At 51.8% G+C, this 17,623-nt stretch carries 17 protein-coding genes; 12 read left to right on the top strand and 5 right to left on the bottom strand.

Annotated features, from left to right (window positions below; translation table 11 throughout):
• Positions 1-29 precede the first annotated feature (29 nt).
• Positions 30-710 (top strand): HAD family hydrolase, encoded by a 681-nt coding sequence (locus DESMU_RS04515; RefSeq protein ID WP_013562419.1) that lies wholly within the window; start codon positions 30-32, stop codon positions 708-710.
• Positions 711-956: 246 nt separating this feature from the next.
• On the opposite strand, the gene DESMU_RS04510 is transcribed toward DESMU_RS04515, so the two are convergent.
• Positions 957-2,135 carry a nicotinate phosphoribosyltransferase gene (locus DESMU_RS04510; protein WP_013562418.1) on the bottom strand — a complete coding sequence of 393 codons (1,179 nt, stop codon included), beginning with the start codon at positions 2,133-2,135 and terminating at the stop codon, positions 957-959.
• A gap of 2 nt (positions 2,136-2,137) precedes the next feature.
• Complete coding sequence (locus DESMU_RS04505; protein ID WP_013562417.1) at positions 2,138-2,554, bottom strand: secondary thiamine-phosphate synthase enzyme YjbQ; 417 nt, start codon at positions 2,552-2,554, stop codon at positions 2,138-2,140.
• A 126-nt stretch (positions 2,555-2,680) separates the two neighbouring features.
• On the opposite strand from DESMU_RS04505, the gene hsp20 reads away from it, so the two are divergent.
• The 6 genes from hsp20 to DESMU_RS04475 are packed head-to-tail and all read left to right on the top strand — an operon-like array spanning position 2,681 to position 6,755.
• Positions 2,681-3,259: an archaeal heat shock protein Hsp20 gene (gene hsp20 / locus DESMU_RS04500; RefSeq protein ID WP_013562416.1), complete on the top strand. Its 579-nt coding sequence runs from the start codon at positions 2,681-2,683 to the stop codon at positions 3,257-3,259.
• 26 nt (positions 3,260-3,285) lie between these two features.
• Positions 3,286-3,804, top strand: coding sequence for a metallophosphoesterase (locus DESMU_RS04495; protein ID WP_013562415.1), 519 nt, complete (start codon positions 3,286-3,288; stop codon positions 3,802-3,804).
• 21 nt (positions 3,805-3,825) lie between these two features.
• Positions 3,826-4,689 (top strand): uridine phosphorylase, encoded by an 864-nt coding sequence (udp, locus tag DESMU_RS04490; protein WP_013562414.1) that lies wholly within the window; start codon positions 3,826-3,828, stop codon positions 4,687-4,689.
• A 2-nt stretch (positions 4,690-4,691) separates the two neighbouring features.
• Positions 4,692-5,639, top strand: a complete 948-nt coding sequence (locus DESMU_RS04485) for a carbohydrate kinase family protein (protein WP_013562413.1) — start codon at positions 4,692-4,694, stop codon at positions 5,637-5,639.
• 2 nt (positions 5,640-5,641) lie between these two features.
• Positions 5,642-6,469, top strand: a complete 828-nt coding sequence (locus DESMU_RS04480) for a hypothetical protein (RefSeq protein WP_048813452.1) — start codon at positions 5,642-5,644, stop codon at positions 6,467-6,469.
• Positions 6,453-6,755: a hypothetical protein gene (locus tag DESMU_RS04475; RefSeq protein WP_013562411.1), complete on the top strand. Its 303-nt coding sequence runs from the start codon at positions 6,453-6,455 to the stop codon at positions 6,753-6,755. Before DESMU_RS04480 ends, DESMU_RS04475 begins: the two co-directional genes overlap by 17 nt.
• On the opposite strand, the gene DESMU_RS04470 is transcribed toward DESMU_RS04475, so the two are convergent.
• Positions 6,756-7,685, bottom strand: a complete 930-nt coding sequence (locus tag DESMU_RS04470; RefSeq protein WP_425358425.1) for a cation diffusion facilitator family transporter — start codon at positions 7,683-7,685, stop codon at positions 6,756-6,758.
• Between the two features lie 120 nt (positions 7,686-7,805).
• On the opposite strand from DESMU_RS04470, the gene DESMU_RS04465 reads away from it, so the two are divergent.
• Positions 7,806-8,780, top strand: a complete 975-nt coding sequence (locus tag DESMU_RS04465) for a UDP-N-acetylglucosamine--N-acetylmuramyl-(pentapeptide) pyrophosphoryl-undecaprenol N-acetylglucosamine transferase (RefSeq protein WP_148222813.1) — start codon at positions 7,806-7,808, stop codon at positions 8,778-8,780.
• A gap of 648 nt (positions 8,781-9,428) precedes the next feature.
• On the top strand, positions 9,429-10,226 hold the full coding sequence (locus tag DESMU_RS04460) for a nucleotidyltransferase family protein (RefSeq protein ID WP_245526400.1): 798 nt from the start codon (positions 9,429-9,431) through the stop codon (positions 10,224-10,226).
• Here DESMU_RS04460 and upp read toward each other — a convergent pair.
• Both upp and DESMU_RS04450 read right to left on the bottom strand, forming a co-directional pair.
• Positions 10,175-10,840 carry a uracil phosphoribosyltransferase gene (gene upp, locus DESMU_RS04455; RefSeq protein WP_013562407.1) on the bottom strand — a complete coding sequence of 222 codons (666 nt, stop codon included), beginning with the start codon at positions 10,838-10,840 and terminating at the stop codon, positions 10,175-10,177. The two genes, DESMU_RS04460 and upp, sit on opposite strands and share 52 nt — an antisense overlap.
• A gap of 32 nt (positions 10,841-10,872) precedes the next feature.
• On the bottom strand, positions 10,873-11,895 hold the full coding sequence (locus DESMU_RS04450; protein ID WP_013562406.1) for a DUF7343 domain-containing protein: 1,023 nt from the start codon (positions 11,893-11,895) through the stop codon (positions 10,873-10,875).
• A gap of 77 nt (positions 11,896-11,972) precedes the next feature.
• Here DESMU_RS04450 and DESMU_RS07180 point away from each other — a divergent pair, with 77 nt between their 5' ends.
• The 3 genes from DESMU_RS07180 to rgy are packed head-to-tail and all read left to right on the top strand — an operon-like array spanning position 11,973 to position 17,621.
• Positions 11,973-12,143 carry a hypothetical protein gene (locus DESMU_RS07180; RefSeq protein WP_013562405.1) on the top strand — a complete coding sequence of 57 codons (171 nt, stop codon included), beginning with the start codon at positions 11,973-11,975 and terminating at the stop codon, positions 12,141-12,143.
• Positions 12,144-12,145: 2 nt separating this feature from the next.
• A complete protein-coding gene (locus tag DESMU_RS04445; protein WP_013562404.1) occupies positions 12,146-13,585 on the top strand; it encodes a sodium:solute symporter family protein in 1,440 nt (479 codons plus the stop codon).
• Between the two features lie 55 nt (positions 13,586-13,640).
• Positions 13,641-17,621 (top strand): reverse gyrase, encoded by a 3,981-nt coding sequence (rgy, locus tag DESMU_RS04440; protein WP_013562403.1) that lies wholly within the window; start codon positions 13,641-13,643, stop codon positions 17,619-17,621.
• Positions 17,622-17,623 lie beyond the last annotated feature (2 nt).

Genomic DNA, 17,623 nt, shown 5'->3' with positions numbered 1-17,623 from the left:
TAGGTGTTAGCAGCAGTGAGGTGGAGGCAGTGAAGCTGGCTGTCGCATTAGACTATGATGGCGTACTGGTTGACAGCTACAGGGGGATCCCGGTTTTCTACATCATGGATCTCCCCGTTCTCACCGGGGCTGCATCAGATTACGCTAGGCAACTACTGTACCTTGAATACCTAGCCGAGGGAATAGGTCTTCTACGGGAGGAGTTGTGGCCAAGGTATATTCCAGGGTTTTCGCTAAGCCTCTACGATGAGTTGATAACAAGGTACTGGGAGAGGAGGATGGAGTATTCACATCCCCTCCCGGGAGTGAGGCACGCGTTAAAACTGCTGATGGAGAACGATGTAGACCTGTACCATGTGGGCCACAGGGACGACATCTATGGGTTGAAGGAGCACAGGGTTGAAGTAGACGGGTTTTCAGAGTACTTTAAAACACTATACATCGTTGAGGAGAACACGCGGTCCAGGCTTAGCGCGCTCCTTGAAATACTGGAGGATTACGATGCAGTAGTTTACGTGGACGATAAACCCGTGAACCTAGCAGTGATAGACCAGGGTCTCGGAGAGTACAGGAACAGGGTTACACTGGTTAGAAACACATTTAGATCCGAGTATGACGCCCCCTGGATGGATCCCGTTGGAAAATACAGGGCTGTAAATAATCTGCTTGAGCTCGTAAGACTCGTCAAAGAGCTGAGGGGAAAGCCGTGAGCCCGACGTCCCCTCGCTCTCAGCTCCCGCCCCGTGATCGCCGCCCCGCCGCTTCACGGATTCAGCCCCTCTCCACCCTAAAGGATGAGGGTTCCCTTTAGGGGCGAGCCCTGTAGGGCTGCCTGTGGATGGGAACCGTTGGGCTCAGCCGTCCGCGAGATGTGGGCGAGGTGGAGGCCCTTGGACACGTGTAAACATAAAGACGATGAGGATTATGAGGATGAATATTCAGGGACAAACGGTTGATTAGTCAGCTAGGGTGGGTTCCGGTACTTCCCTGAGTTGCTCGAGCACATATCTCCTTATGTCCTCTAGACTCGGGAGTTCCCTTACTGGTTCGCCGTTATCAAGGTACTTCAGGAGCAACGGTGTGTAGTCCTCCGGTATGTTGCCCGGGTTATCCATTAATGCAACTATGTCGTTTAATCCCGGCCTCTTCCTGTATACTTGTTTCGCACCCGGTAACTTACCTCTCTTGGTGAACGGTTTCCAGGCTCCATTCTCGTATACTTCAACAATGTCAGCACTTATGTCTACACTGGGGGGCATGGAGATGCTTGTCCCGACGCCGAAGGCGTCCACAAGGTCTCTGAGCCTCACTATCTCCTTCTCGTCGAGCCCGCCGCTTACAACTATCTTAACGTTCTTGAAGCCGTTAATGTCAAGGGTCCACCTCACCTCTTCAACAATATGTTTCATGTCACCGCGTCTACTGCTCGGCGTGTCAAGCCTGACGCCGTATAGTCTCCCGCCGAGGAGGCGTGCAGCCATTAATGCTTCTTCACGTTCGTCATAGAGTGTGTCCACCAGCATTATTCTCGGCACATTGGGTTCAACTACTTCGTCGAATGCTTTCCATGCTTCACGTTGATCGCCAAAGGTAAGGATCAGTGCGTGAGGCATGGTTCCCGATGGTTTTAGTCCAAGGTATTTTTCACTTAACACGCCTGAAACAGCGTCGACTCCACCTATGTATGCGGCTCGATCAACCATCGGGGCTATTGCAGGGTGCACCGCCCTGAGCCCGAAGAATAGGATGGTTTTATCCATGGCCAATCTCTTAACACGTGCAGCCTTGCTGGCTATACTGGAGTAGTGTCTCAGTATGCCGAGCACCGGGGTCTCGTAGAGTGCGAAGTCATCGTAGTACCCCTCTATGATGAGTAGGGGTTCCCCCGCCTTGAAGAGTGTTCCCTCAGGCATCGAGTATACTGTGACGGGTTTACCTTTAAGCAGGTATATGACCTCCTCGAGCCCTGCATACACGGCCCACTCATAGCCCTTGGGTAGCTTCATCACATGGAACTCCATCCTAACCTTTTTCCTGACGCCTTTAGCCTTGAGCACCTTGAATGTTCTCGTGAAGTATACGTCTGTGGCGAGTCCTCCAAGTATCTCTTCTTCACGGGCTATGTAGAATCCCAAGGCTACTCACCCATAACGGTTATAATTACCTCCCTGCTTGAACGGGGGCCATCCATCTCTATGAAAAACACGTTCTGCCATGTTCCCCTGGCGACTCTGCCGTTTACAACCGGGATCACTCTCTCAGCTCCAATAATGGCTGAGCCTATGTGGGCATGGGCGTTGTCATCTATCCTGTTATGCCTCCATCTTCCACTATCGGGCTCTGTTAGGTCTTTAAGCTTGTCTACTATATCGTTGATCAAGCCCTCTTCATTCTCGTTGAGAACTATGGCTGCCGTCGCGTGGGGAGCGTGGATCACGACGATCCCGTTGGCTACCCCTGATTTTTCAACGGCTTCTTCAACGATCCCCGTTATATCTATTAGCTGGAAACGCGTACTCGTCGAGAATCTGGCGACATGATGATATATTTTCACAGGCGACCCCCGGGAGTATACAATGTGCTACGAGGATTTAAAATACTAGATTTAAACAGCGTCTTCCTTAGCATGGTTTAAAGGTTTAATAGAGTCTCTAAATAAGTGTTCTACATGGTGGCACGCATGGAGGACGACTGGTGGTATAGGAGGAGGAGAAGGCCGTTCTGGGAGGAAGGCTTCTTCGACGAGATAGACAGGATGTTCGAGGACATGGAGAGGATGATGTGGGATTTAATGCGTAGATTAAGCAGGGGATTCACGCCTGAAGGATTCGAGGAGTTTGAGCGCGAGCTGGAGAGGAAGGGTGTGAAACCATATGTATACGGGTTCAGTATAACAATAGGGCCCGATGGTAAGCCGGTTATCAAGGAGTTCGGCAATGTCAGGAGGGTGCGGGGTAAACCCGTGATCTCTGAGGAAAGGGAGCCCTTGATCGATGTATTCGAGTCCGGGGACGAGGTAACAGTCATAGCTGAGATACCTGGCGTGGAAAAGGATAAGATCGATGTGAAAGTTTCAGACGACGGCAGGACAATTGTAATCAACGCCAGCGACACTAACAGGAAGTACTACAAGGAGATCGAGTTACCTGCCAAGGTGGATCCAGCATCAGCCAAGGCCTCCTACAAGAATGGAGTACTCGAGGTAAAGCTGAAGAAGACCGGTAGGGAGGATAAAGGCGTCAAGATAAAGGTCGAGTAATAGAGCCATTTTTAACGGTGCCCTCAATGCTTATAGGGGTTCTAAGCGATACGCATGATAATGTGTCAGCCACTAGAAGCATAGTTGAACGCATGGTGGAGCAGGGAGTAGAGTTAGCGATACATCTCGGTGACGTGGTAAGCCCCTTCACGCTGAGATTCATGAGGGATTCAGCGAGAGGGTTGAAGTTCATTATTTTGAAAGGCAACAACGATGGCGACGTACACTTGCTGAGTAGGATCTCAGCCAGCTACGGATGGGACTACTATAGTGAGCCAGTTTTCCTCGAGATAGGTGGCAGGAGAATGCTGGCTTTGCACGGCTATGGTGATATAGCTGCAACCAATAAAATGGTGGACGCGCTTGCAAGATCCCTGGATGTGGACATGGTGCTATATGGGCATACACATGTAGCCAGGGCTGAATTCCTCGAGGGCAAGCTTGTTTTCAACCCGGGTGAGGCATGCGGCTATATAACCGGTAGACGCAGCTATGGCATCGTGGATACCGATACCATGAAGGCTAAAATAGTGGAGGCCGACTGAATCCATGTAGAGGCGGGGGGCATGGATGCAGGGGAGAGATTAAAGAGTGCGAGCCGCCCTGAGAGCGGGGAGGGCAGGCAGTATCATCTACAGGTTAAACCCGGTGATGTCAGCCGATACATCCTCCTCCCGGGTGACCCGGAGAGGGTTCCATGGATCGCTAGCTTCTGGGAGAAGTCATGGCTTGTGGCGAGGCATAGGGAGTATGTTACTTACAGTGGATACTACAAGGGAGTATTTGTCTCGGCTACAAGCACCGGTATAGGTGCACCGGCCACGGCGATCGCGGTTGAGGAGCTTGCAAGGGTTGGAGGGGACACGTTTATAAGGGTTGGAACCACCGGTGCGCTTCGAAGCGATATACGTGTCGGGGACATAGTGATATCAACGGGTGCTGTGAGGCTGGAGGGCACCAGTAGACACTACGTTATGCCGGAATACCCTGCTGTAGCTAGCTACGATGTAGTGATGGCTCTAGTCGAGGCGGCTGATTCCCTGGGTGTCAGGTATCATGTTGGCTTAACAGCCAGCAGTGACAGCTTCTACGTGGGGCAGGAGAGACCGGGCTTCAGGGATTACCTGCCTCCATTCCAGAGAGGCCTCGTCTCATACCTGAGAAGCATCAATGTATTGAACTTCGAAATGGAGGCATCACTCATCTTTACGCTTGCAAACATATATGGGTTGAGGGCTGGCGCTGTCTGCGCCGCCATAGCCAACAGGGAGACAGAGGAATTCATAGTGAACGCTGGTGTAGGAGACGCTATCAGGGTTGCGAATGAAGCTGTGAAGATACTGAGCGAGTGGGATGAGGAAGCCAGAAGGGAGGGCAAGAAATACATAACGGCATCCGTCATTAAACGCACAGCCTCCCGGAGGAATTAGACTTGCCTAAAGCCAATACACCACTACATGTGAGCGTTGGGAACTTCAACATTGATGTAGCAGTATACGTGGATAAGATGCCAGGTTTAGATGAGAGCGTGAATGCAAGGGAGGTAGATATACGGCCAGGCGGTGCAGCCACGAATTATGCTGTTGCCGTATCACATTACGGCCATCGCTCATCACTCATAGCGTCAGTGTCAAGCAACCCATTGGCGAAGATGGGTCTTGAAACAGTGAGGGACATGGGTGTAGATGTCTCCCACGTCTCATACGTGGATGCACAGCCAGGCATGGTTGTATCAATAGTCTACCCGGATGGATCAAGATCCATGATCAGGAGTCTCGGCGCTAATGCCTACCTGACACCTGACAAGGTGAGTCAGGAGCTCCTTGATTCATCCAGCGTGGTGCACATGGCGACTCTCCACCCGGCGAAGGCACTGGAGATCTCGCGGAGAACCCGTGCAGCCATGAAAAGCTATGACCCAGGCGTCTACGTGCACACAGATGTAAGCGAGCTACGTGAGGTATTGAGGCACATAGACGTGCTCTTCCTGAATAGGCAGGAGTACGCTGTGCTCACCGGTAAGGTAGATGTACGGGAGCTCTTCAATCTAGGCGTAAACATAATAGTTGTTAAGCTCGGCGGTAAAGGAGCGGTGGCGTTGACCAGGGATGGCGGGGTCTACCATGCGTATACAGCACCGCAGGGGAAGCCTGTGGACACCACGGGGGCCGGCGATGCTTTCAACGCGTTCTTTAACGCTGCATACATAGACACAGGGAGCGTGAGAGAGGCACTTAGGTATGGTGCCTCCGCCGGGGCTTTAAAAACGCTTTGCAAGGGAAGCATGTTGTGCTGGGATAGAGGCCTCTTCAAGAGGCACCTGGAGGCAAGCATAGTTGAGGAGGGCGTCAACGCGTTAAGCCTGATTTCAAAGGGATAGTGTTGAAGCTTCCCGAGCTCATACGGGATTTACTCTCATCCTGGGATCGCAACGCATTCCATGTGGAGGCATGTGAGCCACATATGAGGATTGTTTTCACTGATCGAATGCTGATTGAAAAATACGGGGCGGTACAAGTGGTGGATGCATCATCACTGCTTCTCGTGCCACCGATGCTGACACCCGTGGAACCCATTAGTAGACTCCTGAAGTTCTACAGGTATCTAGCAGGCTTCACCCGGGTCGCCAAGTGCGTCACCCTACTAGTATTACTTGATGATTGCAGCCCTGAGGGAAGGGATATGCTTACAGCGTACACGGCTCTATCAGTCAACATGGAGCCCGGGGAAAACACACTGGAGCTAAGCGTGATCATAAGTGAGCTATTGAAGTGCAGTAAGGAGGTTAAAAGCCTCAGCAACAGGGATGTCAGCAGCGAGGAATACATTAGATACCAGGAGCTCCGAGAGAGGCTCAGCAAGCTGGTTTCACGAGGCATACAGTTGTCAGGCGGAGAGCGTCAACTCCTCAAGGCGATCAGAGTAGTAGAGGAGGCCCTTGCAGGAGGCATACAGCCGGCTCCGGAAGACATGGTTAAAGCAGTGCTGGGGGTCGAGATAGATGAGCACTTAAAGATTACAAGGCTATCCAGCACGGTTAAAGAGTGCGGTGGAAGCCGTGCCGAACTCTACGGCAGAGCAATCGAGGCGTTGAACGCAATGCACGGCCACGTATACCCGGTTCTCACACCCGAGTATGTTTTCCTCAGGGATTTACCAGGGGTGGAAGGTAGGGCAATAGTGGTGGATCCTGATGCCCGGCGAGGTTAAGATCTACAGGAACGAGGATGTAGACGAGATAGTTGCATGTATCCCCGAGGGCCATCGACACGTCAGGATCGTGTTGAAGCTGAGGGATCAAACCATAGTCCTCCAGGAGGCTACAGTGGCAGCTATAGTGAGAGCATATGTAGCTGTGGCACTACACCCGACTCGACGATACATGAAACTGGTTAAACACATCATAGAGGGTGCCAAACCCGGCTTCGCGAAGGCGCAGCTGGTGGAAGTTGAGGAGGGAGACAGGTGTAGTGATCCCCTAACGCAGGCTACATGATTACCTCGTGTGCTGTCGTCTCCGCGTTTTCACGCGGTGATTAGGGTAGAATTTAACATCAACATGATATATCAGTTCGGAGCAGGATGTAATGCTTCTCACTATTCTCTTCCTCAACCGGTGGATCTCACGCATCGTCATATCCGGGTCCACAAGTATCTTGGCTGACACCACGTAGAATGAACCTATCTTCCTGGCATCCACATCCCCTACCTCTACATTACTGAAGTCCTCGATCAGGGAATCCTTTATCCTTGCCCGTAACTCGTAATCTATGTTCGACCCTGTAAGCGTTCTCACTATGTCCTTGAAAACCTCGAAGAGACTGTGTACTACGAACATCATTGACATGAATGTGAATAGGAGTTCCACGGAGTGACTGCCACTCCAGTATGTTAGAGCTATGCCTATGGATGCTAGGATGGATGCTATGAAGTCTATCAAGGCATGGGCTGCGTCGACTCTGAGGAGCTCTATTCTATACCTTAGATAGTTCCTCCGCTGTATAATGTACATTGCAACAGTTATGACGCCTCCTGCAAGGGTTGCCACCAGTGGGATCAAGCTCCTCGTGGATACTCCTTCAGCAGTAGAGGAGATGTAGTCGAGGAATATGTAGCCGTATAATCCAAGTATCACCAGGATAGCGGTGGTAACGGTAACGCCCTCTATCATTACTATCGACCACGGGAACCTCTTACTGAACCTGCTGGCCAGGTACACCACTAGCAGGAATACTGCTTCCAGAACAGTGTCCACTGTCCAGTGGAGTAGATCCGTGATGAGTATTATGCTTGGAGCTATTAATGCCACAGCCAGCTCTAGTACGAGGCCGGTGAAAGACAGCAGAGCTGACGCTATGAAGCCGCTGCGTGCACTCCGCAATCTAGCCTCTATGCTGGAGACCGGGGTGAAACCCAATGTGATCACCTTGACACCAAGGCTTTCTCCGGGCAGTACTCTCCCTCTATTGTCTTTCTTATTGCCTCATCCAATATTAATTGTTAGGAAGCATACATTAGCTCGAGGACTACGAGCATGGGGACCCGTATGGATAAAGTGCTCTTGATCGCCGGGTACGGGGGGCACGCTGGCTTCGCCTACACTGTGGGACACTATCTCGCTGAGAGAGGCATCGAACTAGACATACTTGTACCTAGGGGATACAGCTGGGTTAGAGAGAGAATGATGAGGCTGGGCAGAGTGATAGAGATGACACTGCCTAGGAAACCAGCTGAACCAATATACAGGGGGCTACCCAGGTGGATCCAGGCGTTGAAGGAGTCGATCAGGGTGTGCCGGAACAAGTATACCGTAGTGTTTGCATCAGGCTCAAACTTCTCTATTCCCCCATCTCTTACATGCATGCTGGCGGGATCCATGATTCTAACAATAGAGGATGTAGCAAGGTTCACAGAGAGATCCAGGGCGGTGAGCACCCTGTACAGGCTGGGTGCGAAGGTATTCCTCCATTGGGAGGAGCAGTTGAACCTCTACGGGAAAGGCATAGTCTCGGGACCCGTGTATGAGCCCCCTCTCTACGAGCCTAGAGACGAGGGCTACATACTTGTCTCAACCGGTACATTTGGGCATAGAACACTATTCGATACTATCAGCAGGCTTGGGTTGAAGAGGGTCGTTATGCAGACCGGGGACGTGGATCCAGAACCCTATAGGAGGGGACACCCTGAGTGGGTGGTTTTCCAGTACACGAGTGACATACATAGGTGGATAGCTGGTGCAAGCCTAGTGGTGACCCATTACCCCGGTACAACCGCGCTTACAGCGAGATTGGCTTACGGTAAACCCGTTGTAATGGTTTACTCACCGAGGCATACATTGGCGGCTCCACGGGGCGACTCCTCTAAGCTGGCCGAAAAACTCAACGCTGTATACCTCGAGGAAGTAGACCCGGCGAGGCTGGCTGAGGCAATAGAGGAGGCCAGGGGGATGAAGGCACCCAGATACAGCAACGGGGGAGAATACATAGCGGAATACATTCTAAGACTGGGGAGCAAGCACTAGTCTTCTTCCAGCCCTAAAGGACGAGGCCTTCAGTTGTAAGTGTGCAGCGACCAACATTATTAAGAAGGCCTGGGATAGCATTCGCGTCACAGGATACTCCAGGCATCTTTAGGGTTTCAGGAGGCTAGAGTGGAGAAAGCTGGAGAGCTCCGTGTGCTGGTATCCCATCTGACCTCCTCTCCGCCCTAAAAGGGTGGGGGCTCCCGTTTAGGGGGTTCACTGGTTCCCCTGCATCTCCCCGGGTTTACATCTGTAATAGTTCAAGGAGAGGTGGGTGTAGTGAAGGTGGTGGGCTATGGTACCGTGATGTTGCAGCATGCTGGGGCCTCCTCAAAGCCTGCCTAGGTGATGAGGGTATTGTTCCAAGTCACATGGAACCTGTTCCCGTGGACAGGGTTCAGTATCGCCGGGCTCAACCACGCTCATAACCCTATACCGGTAGCCTGCGAGGAATGAGTGAGGCGGAAGCCCTTGGAGGGCACTGCACTCTATCCTCTGGGGCGAAGGGCTCTCTGGATGCCATGGGTTCACGGCTCGCAATGCTTATCGAGGTCTATGTGAAAGGTATGGTAGCTTTCACGGTGTTTGCGTATTGATTCCACGGGCTTGCCAGAAGAGTTATATAGTTTAACCACGGTAAATTTACTGGTGGTGACCTTATTGCAGGGAGACGTTACAGCCGTCGTGCTTGCCGGGGGGCAGGGTGAGAGGTTCCGCCCCTACACGGAGATTATACCCAAGCCCATGATTCCCGTTGGAAACAATGAGAAACCGGTGCTCGAGCTGGTTGTGAAGTGGCTTAGGAGGCACGGGGTGAGCCGCATAGTGTTCCTCGTCAACTATAAGTGGAGATACATCTATAATTACTTCGGGGACGGCTCCAGGTTCGATGTGAGTATTACATACTCTATAGATGAGGAGGGAGGATACTCTAACACTGGTGGCGCCATACTGAAGGCGTACCGGGATGGATTGATCAAGGGTAGGGCACTCATATGGTACGGAGACATCCTCGCACCCCTAGATGTACCCGACCTTTTAAGGTATCATAGTGGGGCTGGGAGCGATCTAACGCTTGTGGTGACGAACAGGTATAGGGTCCCGGTTGGAGTTGTGAAGGTGGATAACGATTACAATGTGGTTGAGATGCGGGAGAAGCCCGAGCTGGATATAAATGCAACGATAGGTGTAGCCGTGGCGGAGCTCCGGGTTTTCTCAGAGGGCCTTGAGAGGGAGCTTGGAAGGGATTTCGACTTCATGGGGAACCTTGTGCCATGGTTGATCAACAATGGTTACAGGGTTAAAGCATATATTTATAGCGGGGAGTGGTTTGACGTGGGGAGCCTTGAGAGGTATAAAAAGCTGGATATGGAGTGGGTTACCAGGGTATTTGATCAAGAGCCGAATGCTCTATCTCCTGCGTCCCCGAGGCCCGGCACTATGTAGCCTTTTTCATCGATTTCAGGATCGATCGCTATTGTGTATAGTTTCAAGTCTATTCCAGCCTCCTCAGCATACTTCTTCAACCTACCTATGGCGTGCGGTGTCGTGATGACTGATGCAACATAGTACCTTTTGGCGATCCCCTTCTCCCTGAGCTTTTCCAGCACGCTCACGAGGGTTGACCCTGTGGCAACCATTACATCGCTTATGACCACTACATCCCTGCTAGTGATCCTCGGTGTTTTAACATATGATATTTCTATCTCAAAGGAGCCAGCCTTCATGCCTTTCTCCTCAACCCGTCGGGCAGCTACGACCCCTTGCTTAGCTGTGAAGAGCACTTTTATCAATCCCTCAGTCAAGGGCCACGCGGCCCTCAACACCGTGATGACCACTATGTTGTCGAGATCCTTTATCCTGCAGCCATCGACCCGGGCTCCAAGAGGGGTTTCGACAACCGTTTTCTCGCACTCGAAGTCCTCGATCAACTCTAAGCCAAGGATCCTTCCGAGCCTTACAAGCCCCTTGCGAAACTCTATCTGGCTAGTATTCTTGTCGCGTAGAGTTGTGAGAACGGCTTGCGCATACTTCCTGTTAACCACTTTGACCTCGAACATAATGCCCTTGGGTAATTAATTACAGGAGGTGTTTAAAACCCTGCATCATGGTTGGCGAGGGGTTCAGTGTACAGGGCTTGATCCGGGACGCTTCTCCCCAGCTTTGCCACTATTCTTCTAACGGTTTCCCCATCTATGTATGGCGACGGCTTGTATGCTGATACGGCTTCCCTGAGTATTGATACCGGTATTCCGGTTACGGCGGAGTAGTATTCAAGGAATCTGTACGGGTTCCTAGAGTACTCGCTGATCGATGCCATGTATGCATCCCTTACAAGTGCAATCACTTCATCGCTAAGAGTGTTGGAGGCTGCGAGGGTGCAGCAGTTTCCTACTTCGATCCCGGCCTTACCGGTTAGATCCCTGAGGCCTTTTTCCTCTAGGATACGGTAGAAGGGATGCCATATGACCACGTAGCCTTTCGCATTGGCCACGGCCTCAGGGTTCTTGAAGTACATTGTTTTAACACTGCCTTCAAGCCCCGCCTTCTCCACGTATTCGCTTCTCACATAGTCCATGGTGCTGAGCCTGCTGGAGTACACGAGTGTCGCTGAGGGTGATTCACCGCTCGGACCCAGGATCTTGAAGCCCCCGGTCATGCCTCCCGCTATCACCCTGTAGGATCTGTAGAGGGGGTACATGTATAGTTGCCCTACTAGCGGTGACAGAGCCAGCTCTATTCTTCCCTCGGCTAGTGAGCGTGTCGCTTCAAGCCCGTCCCTGTACACCCTGATCTCAACCCTGTATCCTTTCTCATTCATCCTGCTTGCGAAGTACCCGAGGAAAAGATACTCGCTTGAGTAAACTATGCCCAACCTGAGAACCCTGGAGCTCCTGGTGATCGGTGCCTCCACTAAGCCTTCTTTAACGTAAACTATCTTGCTCCTCCCGATGACACGCCTCTCTATCAACCCCTCCTTCTCCAGCTCGCTGAGTATCTCGCTAATCCTGCTCTTGGAGGCATTAAGGGCTCTGTGTAGATATGATTGCGGCACCTCCTTGCCCTGCATGCTTGATAGGAGCTCTAGTAGTGCTCTGCGTAGATCCCTTCCCATCCCCTGTCCCTTCTCCAGCAGGGTTTATAAGGTTTGCCCCAATATATTTCTAATCGAACATATGTTCGGTGATCACCGTGAAGAGGCTGTACACTATGGGTAGCTTGATCACAATACTCTCAAGCTACGTTGTACCATATGTCTTCCTGAGGAATTCACGTGGATTAGAGCTCTTCTTGTTCTGGACGCTGCTAACACTCGCATGGATTACTGCATCAATAGTGTATCTGAGGAGGGTTCAGCAGTGAACATGTTCGTCGCACTCCTACTGCTATACATACTGGTGGGTACGATCATAGCCTACTTCTCCAGGAAGATGGGGATCAAGGATGCAAGGGACTACATTATAGCTGGCGGTAGAGTCGGGAGCCTGGTTAGCTTCGGCACCTATGCCGCTACAACATATAGTGCTTTCATGATGCTTGGACTAGTTGGGCTAGCGTACTCCACGGGTGTAGGGGCGCTGGGATTCGAGCTACTCTACTTACTGGTGACAGTGATAATTCTCTCAACAATAGGCTTCAAGATATGGAGGCTTTCCAGGGAGAAGGGGTGGATAACTCCTTCACAAATGCTAGGAGACATATACTCCTCGAGGCTTCTAGGCATACTTGTAGCCGGCCTCTACTTGTTCACGATGATACCATATGTGGCTGCACAGATACAGGGCTTAACCATTGTATTCACGTACGCAGGGCTCGACCCAGTCGCGGGGACCCTGGTAAGCGCCGCCGTCGCATATCTATGGATATTGTTCGCCGGAATGTGGAGTATTGCGACAACCGACCTCTACCAGGCTATCCTAATGTTGACCGGCGGCCTCCTCTACATAACACAGCTAATGCTGCCAGCCCCGTGGCTCCCTGGAGCCTCGCCATCCCAGGCCATTGCCCTAGTCGGTGAGAAAGGTTACCTTGGACTCACCGATTTCTGGACCCCCCATGTCTTCCTGGCTTACACCGTGCCATGGATATTCTTCGCACTGACAAACCCGCAGGTAGTCATGAGGCTGTATATCCAGCGCGATGAGGCAGCATACAGGAGGAGCGTGGCATTATTCTCGTTCTACGGGTTGCTGTACACGTTGATAGCTGTTACAGCTGGACTGCTAGCCAGGGGCTTTGCCGAGGCCGGGTTCATCCCAGCTAACCTCAAACGTGACGAGGTAACCATATACCTGATTAGGTTGTTCAACCCCTTCGTAGGCTCCTTGATAGCTGTATCGATAGTTGCAGCAGCCGTATCAACAGTCAACAGTATAGTTCACGCCGTTGCAAGCAGCATTTACAGGGAGGTTATTGGTTCGCCTAGAAGGCAACTGGCACTGCTCAACGCTGTGAGCCTGGTGATCATAGCGTTATCCTCCTTCCTCGCCTATGCCAGGGTCGCCTACATAGTTGATCTCAGCGTGATGACATCAGTATACCTATTACCCTTAGCACCGATCACAGCCATAGGCCTGTATCTAGCCAGGCATGTAGGCTCCCACGCTAGGACGGCTGCCTTGCTATCCCTTGCAACCGGGGAGACCGTAGCGGTGGCCAGCACCCTTCTAAACAGGGGTTCCAGGGCTTTCACCTCGGTCTACGCTGGTGTCCCGGCATCCCTATGGGTGCTCACCGTGTCAACACTAGTGCTTCTGGCAGGGTTCATGCTAGACATATATGTCTCGAGGCGGGAATCGAGGTAGGCGAAGGCTTAAAATACTTTGATTGGGCCTTTTTTAAATCAATGGTGAATAATGCTTGCCTGATTTACCCGGTTCACCCAGCTTACCCGACGGGTTTAAAACCCATGGTGTTTACCGTCATGCATGCCCTAACTGCGGTGGTCCGATAAGCGACTATAGGCTCATCTTTAAGGCGCCGTGTGAGAAGTGCCTGAGGGATGAGGAATTCAGAGGCATAGTGGAACTAGCGGGAAAGCGTGGGGGAATCGATCGCTTCCAACTCCTCCGGCTTTACGCTGAGTCAAGCCGTGAGGGGGCCTTGAGGGAGCTCGTTAAAAGAGAGGAGATGTTGAGGGATTTCGAGGCTTTCTTCGAGAAGGCCACAGGCTTCAAGATGTGGAGTGCGCAGAAGACATGGGCTAGACGCGTCTTAAAGGGCCTCTCATTCAGTATTATTGCTCCAACCGGGATGGGTAAAACAGTCTTCTCGCTTGTAACAGCACTATACATAACGCAGCGGGCTAGGAGGGAGGGGGATCCACGTGGTTGGAGATCCTACTTAGTCTTCCCTACGACACCGCTCCTTCTGCAAGCTGAGAGAAAGCTGAGGGCTTTCGCCGAGAACCTCGGTGTAAGCATATGTAGCAACGACAACTGGGATAACGGTGACTGCATCAGGATTCTATGCATACATGGACACCTCGGTAAAAGAGACCGGGAGACAGCCATGAACAGGCTTAAGGAAGGCAGCTTCGACATCCTCTTAACGACGAGTGCTTTCATACATAGAAACTACGAGTTGTTGAAGGGTAAGGGGTTCAGGCTCATCGTTATGGACGACGTTGACGCCGTCTTGAAGAGCGGTAGAGCTGTGAGAAGGCTACTGGGCATCATAGGGGTTGAAGAGGAGCACATAGAGAAGGCGTTGACCCTCGTCAAGGCTAGATCACGACTCGTTGCGGCCAGCGGGGAGGAAAGGGCTAGACTCGAGGAGGAGATCAGGGGTCTCGAGAACGAGGTTTCAAGCGTCAGGAGCAGGATAAACACGATGCTACTCGTTAATAGTGCAACAGGTAGGCCAAGGGGGATGTACCCTAAGCTCTTCAAGGTGTTCATGGGTTTCGAGGCTGGTTCGAAGCCTGAGGCCATCCGTAACATCGTGGACTCATATGTTGAACCACAGGGAGGTATTGAGGAGGAATTAGTCAAGCTGGTGCTCACTCTCAGGGATGGGGTACTGGTCTTCGTGCCCGTTGACAAGGGGGTGGAATACGCTGAGAGGATCGTTGAGTTGCTACGTGAGAAAGGGTTGAGAGCGGAGGCTTTCCACTCAAAGACATCTATAGAGCTCCTCGACGCGTTTGCGAAAGGAGACGTGAACGTGCTTGTTGGAGTTGCAACATACTACGGTGTCATGGTTAGGGGCATAGACCTCCCGGAGAGAGTTAAGTACGTGGTCTTCGCGGGTGTTCCCCGTCACAGGTTCAGCTCAATGCTTGAAGCCCTCTCACCAACAGACATACTCAGGGTGCTCGCTGTTCTAAGGGATATTGCCGAGGGGGAGAAGAGGGATCTTATTGAGAGGCTTCTCGGAAGGATTTCGAGCAGGCTTAGAAGAATGAGTCCCGGCGCGGTGTTAAGGCTGAGGGAGGAATTAGCCAGGAAGATAAGGGGTGAGAGCGTTGAAGAAACACCATTGCTCTCCACCCTGTTTGAGGCTTACAAGGTAATTGCAGAGGAGTTCTCCAAGGAGGAGACATGGCAAAGGATCTCGGGCCTGGGTGATGTAGGGATATTGAAGGAGAATGATAAATACTACATGCTGATACCGGATGTAGCAACATATATACAGGCTAGTGGTAGGGCTTCAAGGCTCTATCCTGGAGGGATAACAAAGGGGCTTTCAATAGTGGTAGTCGACGATAAGAGGCTCCTAAATGGCCTAGTGAGGAGGATGAGATGGATCTTCGAGGACTTCACCATGACTCCCCTGAGCCAGGTTAACCTGGAGGAGCTCATGAAGCAGATAGAGGAGGAGAGGAGAAGGGTTTCAGAGGTCATTAAGGGTGGTACAGCTGCAGGAACATGGGTGGAGCCGGTTAAGACAGCGCTGATGGTGGTTGAATCGCCTAATAAGGCGAGAACAATAGCAGGCTTCTTCGGTAAGCCAAGCGTGAGGATAGTGGGGAACATTCTCCAAGTCTATGAGGTGACGATTGGAAGCTATGTTTTATCGATAACCGCTAGCGCTGGCCATGTTTACGACCTGGTGACAGATAAATCCCTCCCGGAGGCCGAGGGGGCTGAAGCCCTCTACGGCGTGTTAAGGGTGGACGGGAGGTTCATACCGGTCTACACGGATATCAAGAAGTGTTCTAATGGACACCAGTTCACAGAGGAGCTTGGAGGAAACACGGTTGAATGCCCCAGGTGTAAGATGGATAATAAGCAGTCACATGTGATCAGGAAGCTCGACGTGATCAAGGCCCTTAGGGAGCTCGCTGAAGAGGTTGACGTAGTCTTCATAGGCACGGACCCCGACGCCGAGGGAGAGAAGATCGCCTGGGATCTAAGGGTGCTCCTGGAGCCGTATGCAAACGAGGTAAGGAGAATAGAGTTCCACGAGGTAACGAGGAAAGCCATACTCAACGCGCTGAGGGAGCCCAGGGACTTCGACATTAGACTTGTTGAATCCCAGATCGTCAGGAGAATAGATGACAGATGGTTGGGTTTCTCGCTCTCCGAGAAGGTTCAGAAGTACGCGTGGATGGATTACTGTTTAAGATACCTGTTCCATAAGAGGGGCTTGGTCGAGAAGTCGACTTGTTGCAGACCCAACGGGAACATGAGTGCTGGCAGGGTTCAGACACCGGTACTAGGGTACATTATAGAGGAGACAGATGCACGTAGCAGGCCTGAGAGATACGTCTACAGGATGAAGATATATATTGAGAGAATAGGGGACTTAGTGGAGGTCTCAATCCCCTATATTGATGCTAAGAATGCGGGCATAGTGGATACCGTTAAGAAGCGTCCACACCCAGTGGAGGTGGAGGTCGTCAGCGAGGAGGAAGTACAGTTGAATCCCCCGCCCCCCTTCACAACCGACTCGCTTCTTGAGGAGGCATCAAGAACCCTGGGATTACCCGCTACGAGAACCATGGAGATAGCTCAAGACCTCTTTGAAACAGGCCTTATAACTTACCATAGAACAGACAGTACGCGTGTAAGCGATACAGGTGTGAAGATAGCTAGACAGTACCTTGAAGACAAGTACGGGGAGAAAGCCCCCCATTACTTCAAGCCTAGAACATGGGGTGAGGGCGGAGCCCATGAAGCTATACGTCCAACCAGGCCGATAGACTCGGACAGACTGGTTGAACTAGTCAAGGAGGGCGTGCTCTCCCTCCCTCTGAGGTTGACGAGGGATCACGTGAGGCTCTACGACCTCGTGTTCAGGAGGTTTATCGCTAGCCAAATGGAGGCAGCGAAGCTCAGGAAGCTCGTGTTAAGGGTCTACATCGGGGATCGTAGCTATGAAACCGAGATATACACAGAGGCTGTTTGGAAAGGATACCTTGAGGTATACGAGAATGTGAGACTACTGGGGAGGGAGCTCGGGTTAAAACCCGGTGAACGGGTTGAAGCCGAGATACATGACGGGAACAGAGTTACGCCGCCAAGGTTGAGGTCGCATGACGTCATAAGGTGGATGAAAGAACAGGGCATAGGGCGGCCGAGCACCTATGCGAAAATCGTGCAGACATTGATCGATAGGGGATATGTAAGGGTGACGGGGAAGGTCAAGGCCCTGATACCTACTGAGAGAGGTAGGAGCGTGTTTAACTTCCTTGGGAAATACTACGGCAATGTCGTCAGCGTCGACACCACTAGGAGGCTGGAGGAGTTAATGGAGGACATCAGTAAAAACACCGTCGAATACCAGAGTGCACTGGAGGGAATATATAGGGAGGTTACGACGGCTGTGATAGGGAATCACCGTGTTAACGAGCTACTGGAGAAGATGTATAGGGAGAAGTGTTCCGAGGAGAAGTGACC

Source organism: Desulfurococcus mucosus DSM 2162 (genome assembly GCF_000186365.1).
Taxonomy (GTDB): Archaea; Thermoproteota; Thermoprotei_A; order Sulfolobales; family Desulfurococcaceae; genus Desulfurococcus; species Desulfurococcus mucosus.
Note: the sequence above shows the minus strand (reverse complement) of the source record. Positions and strands in the feature narration are given on the sequence as shown.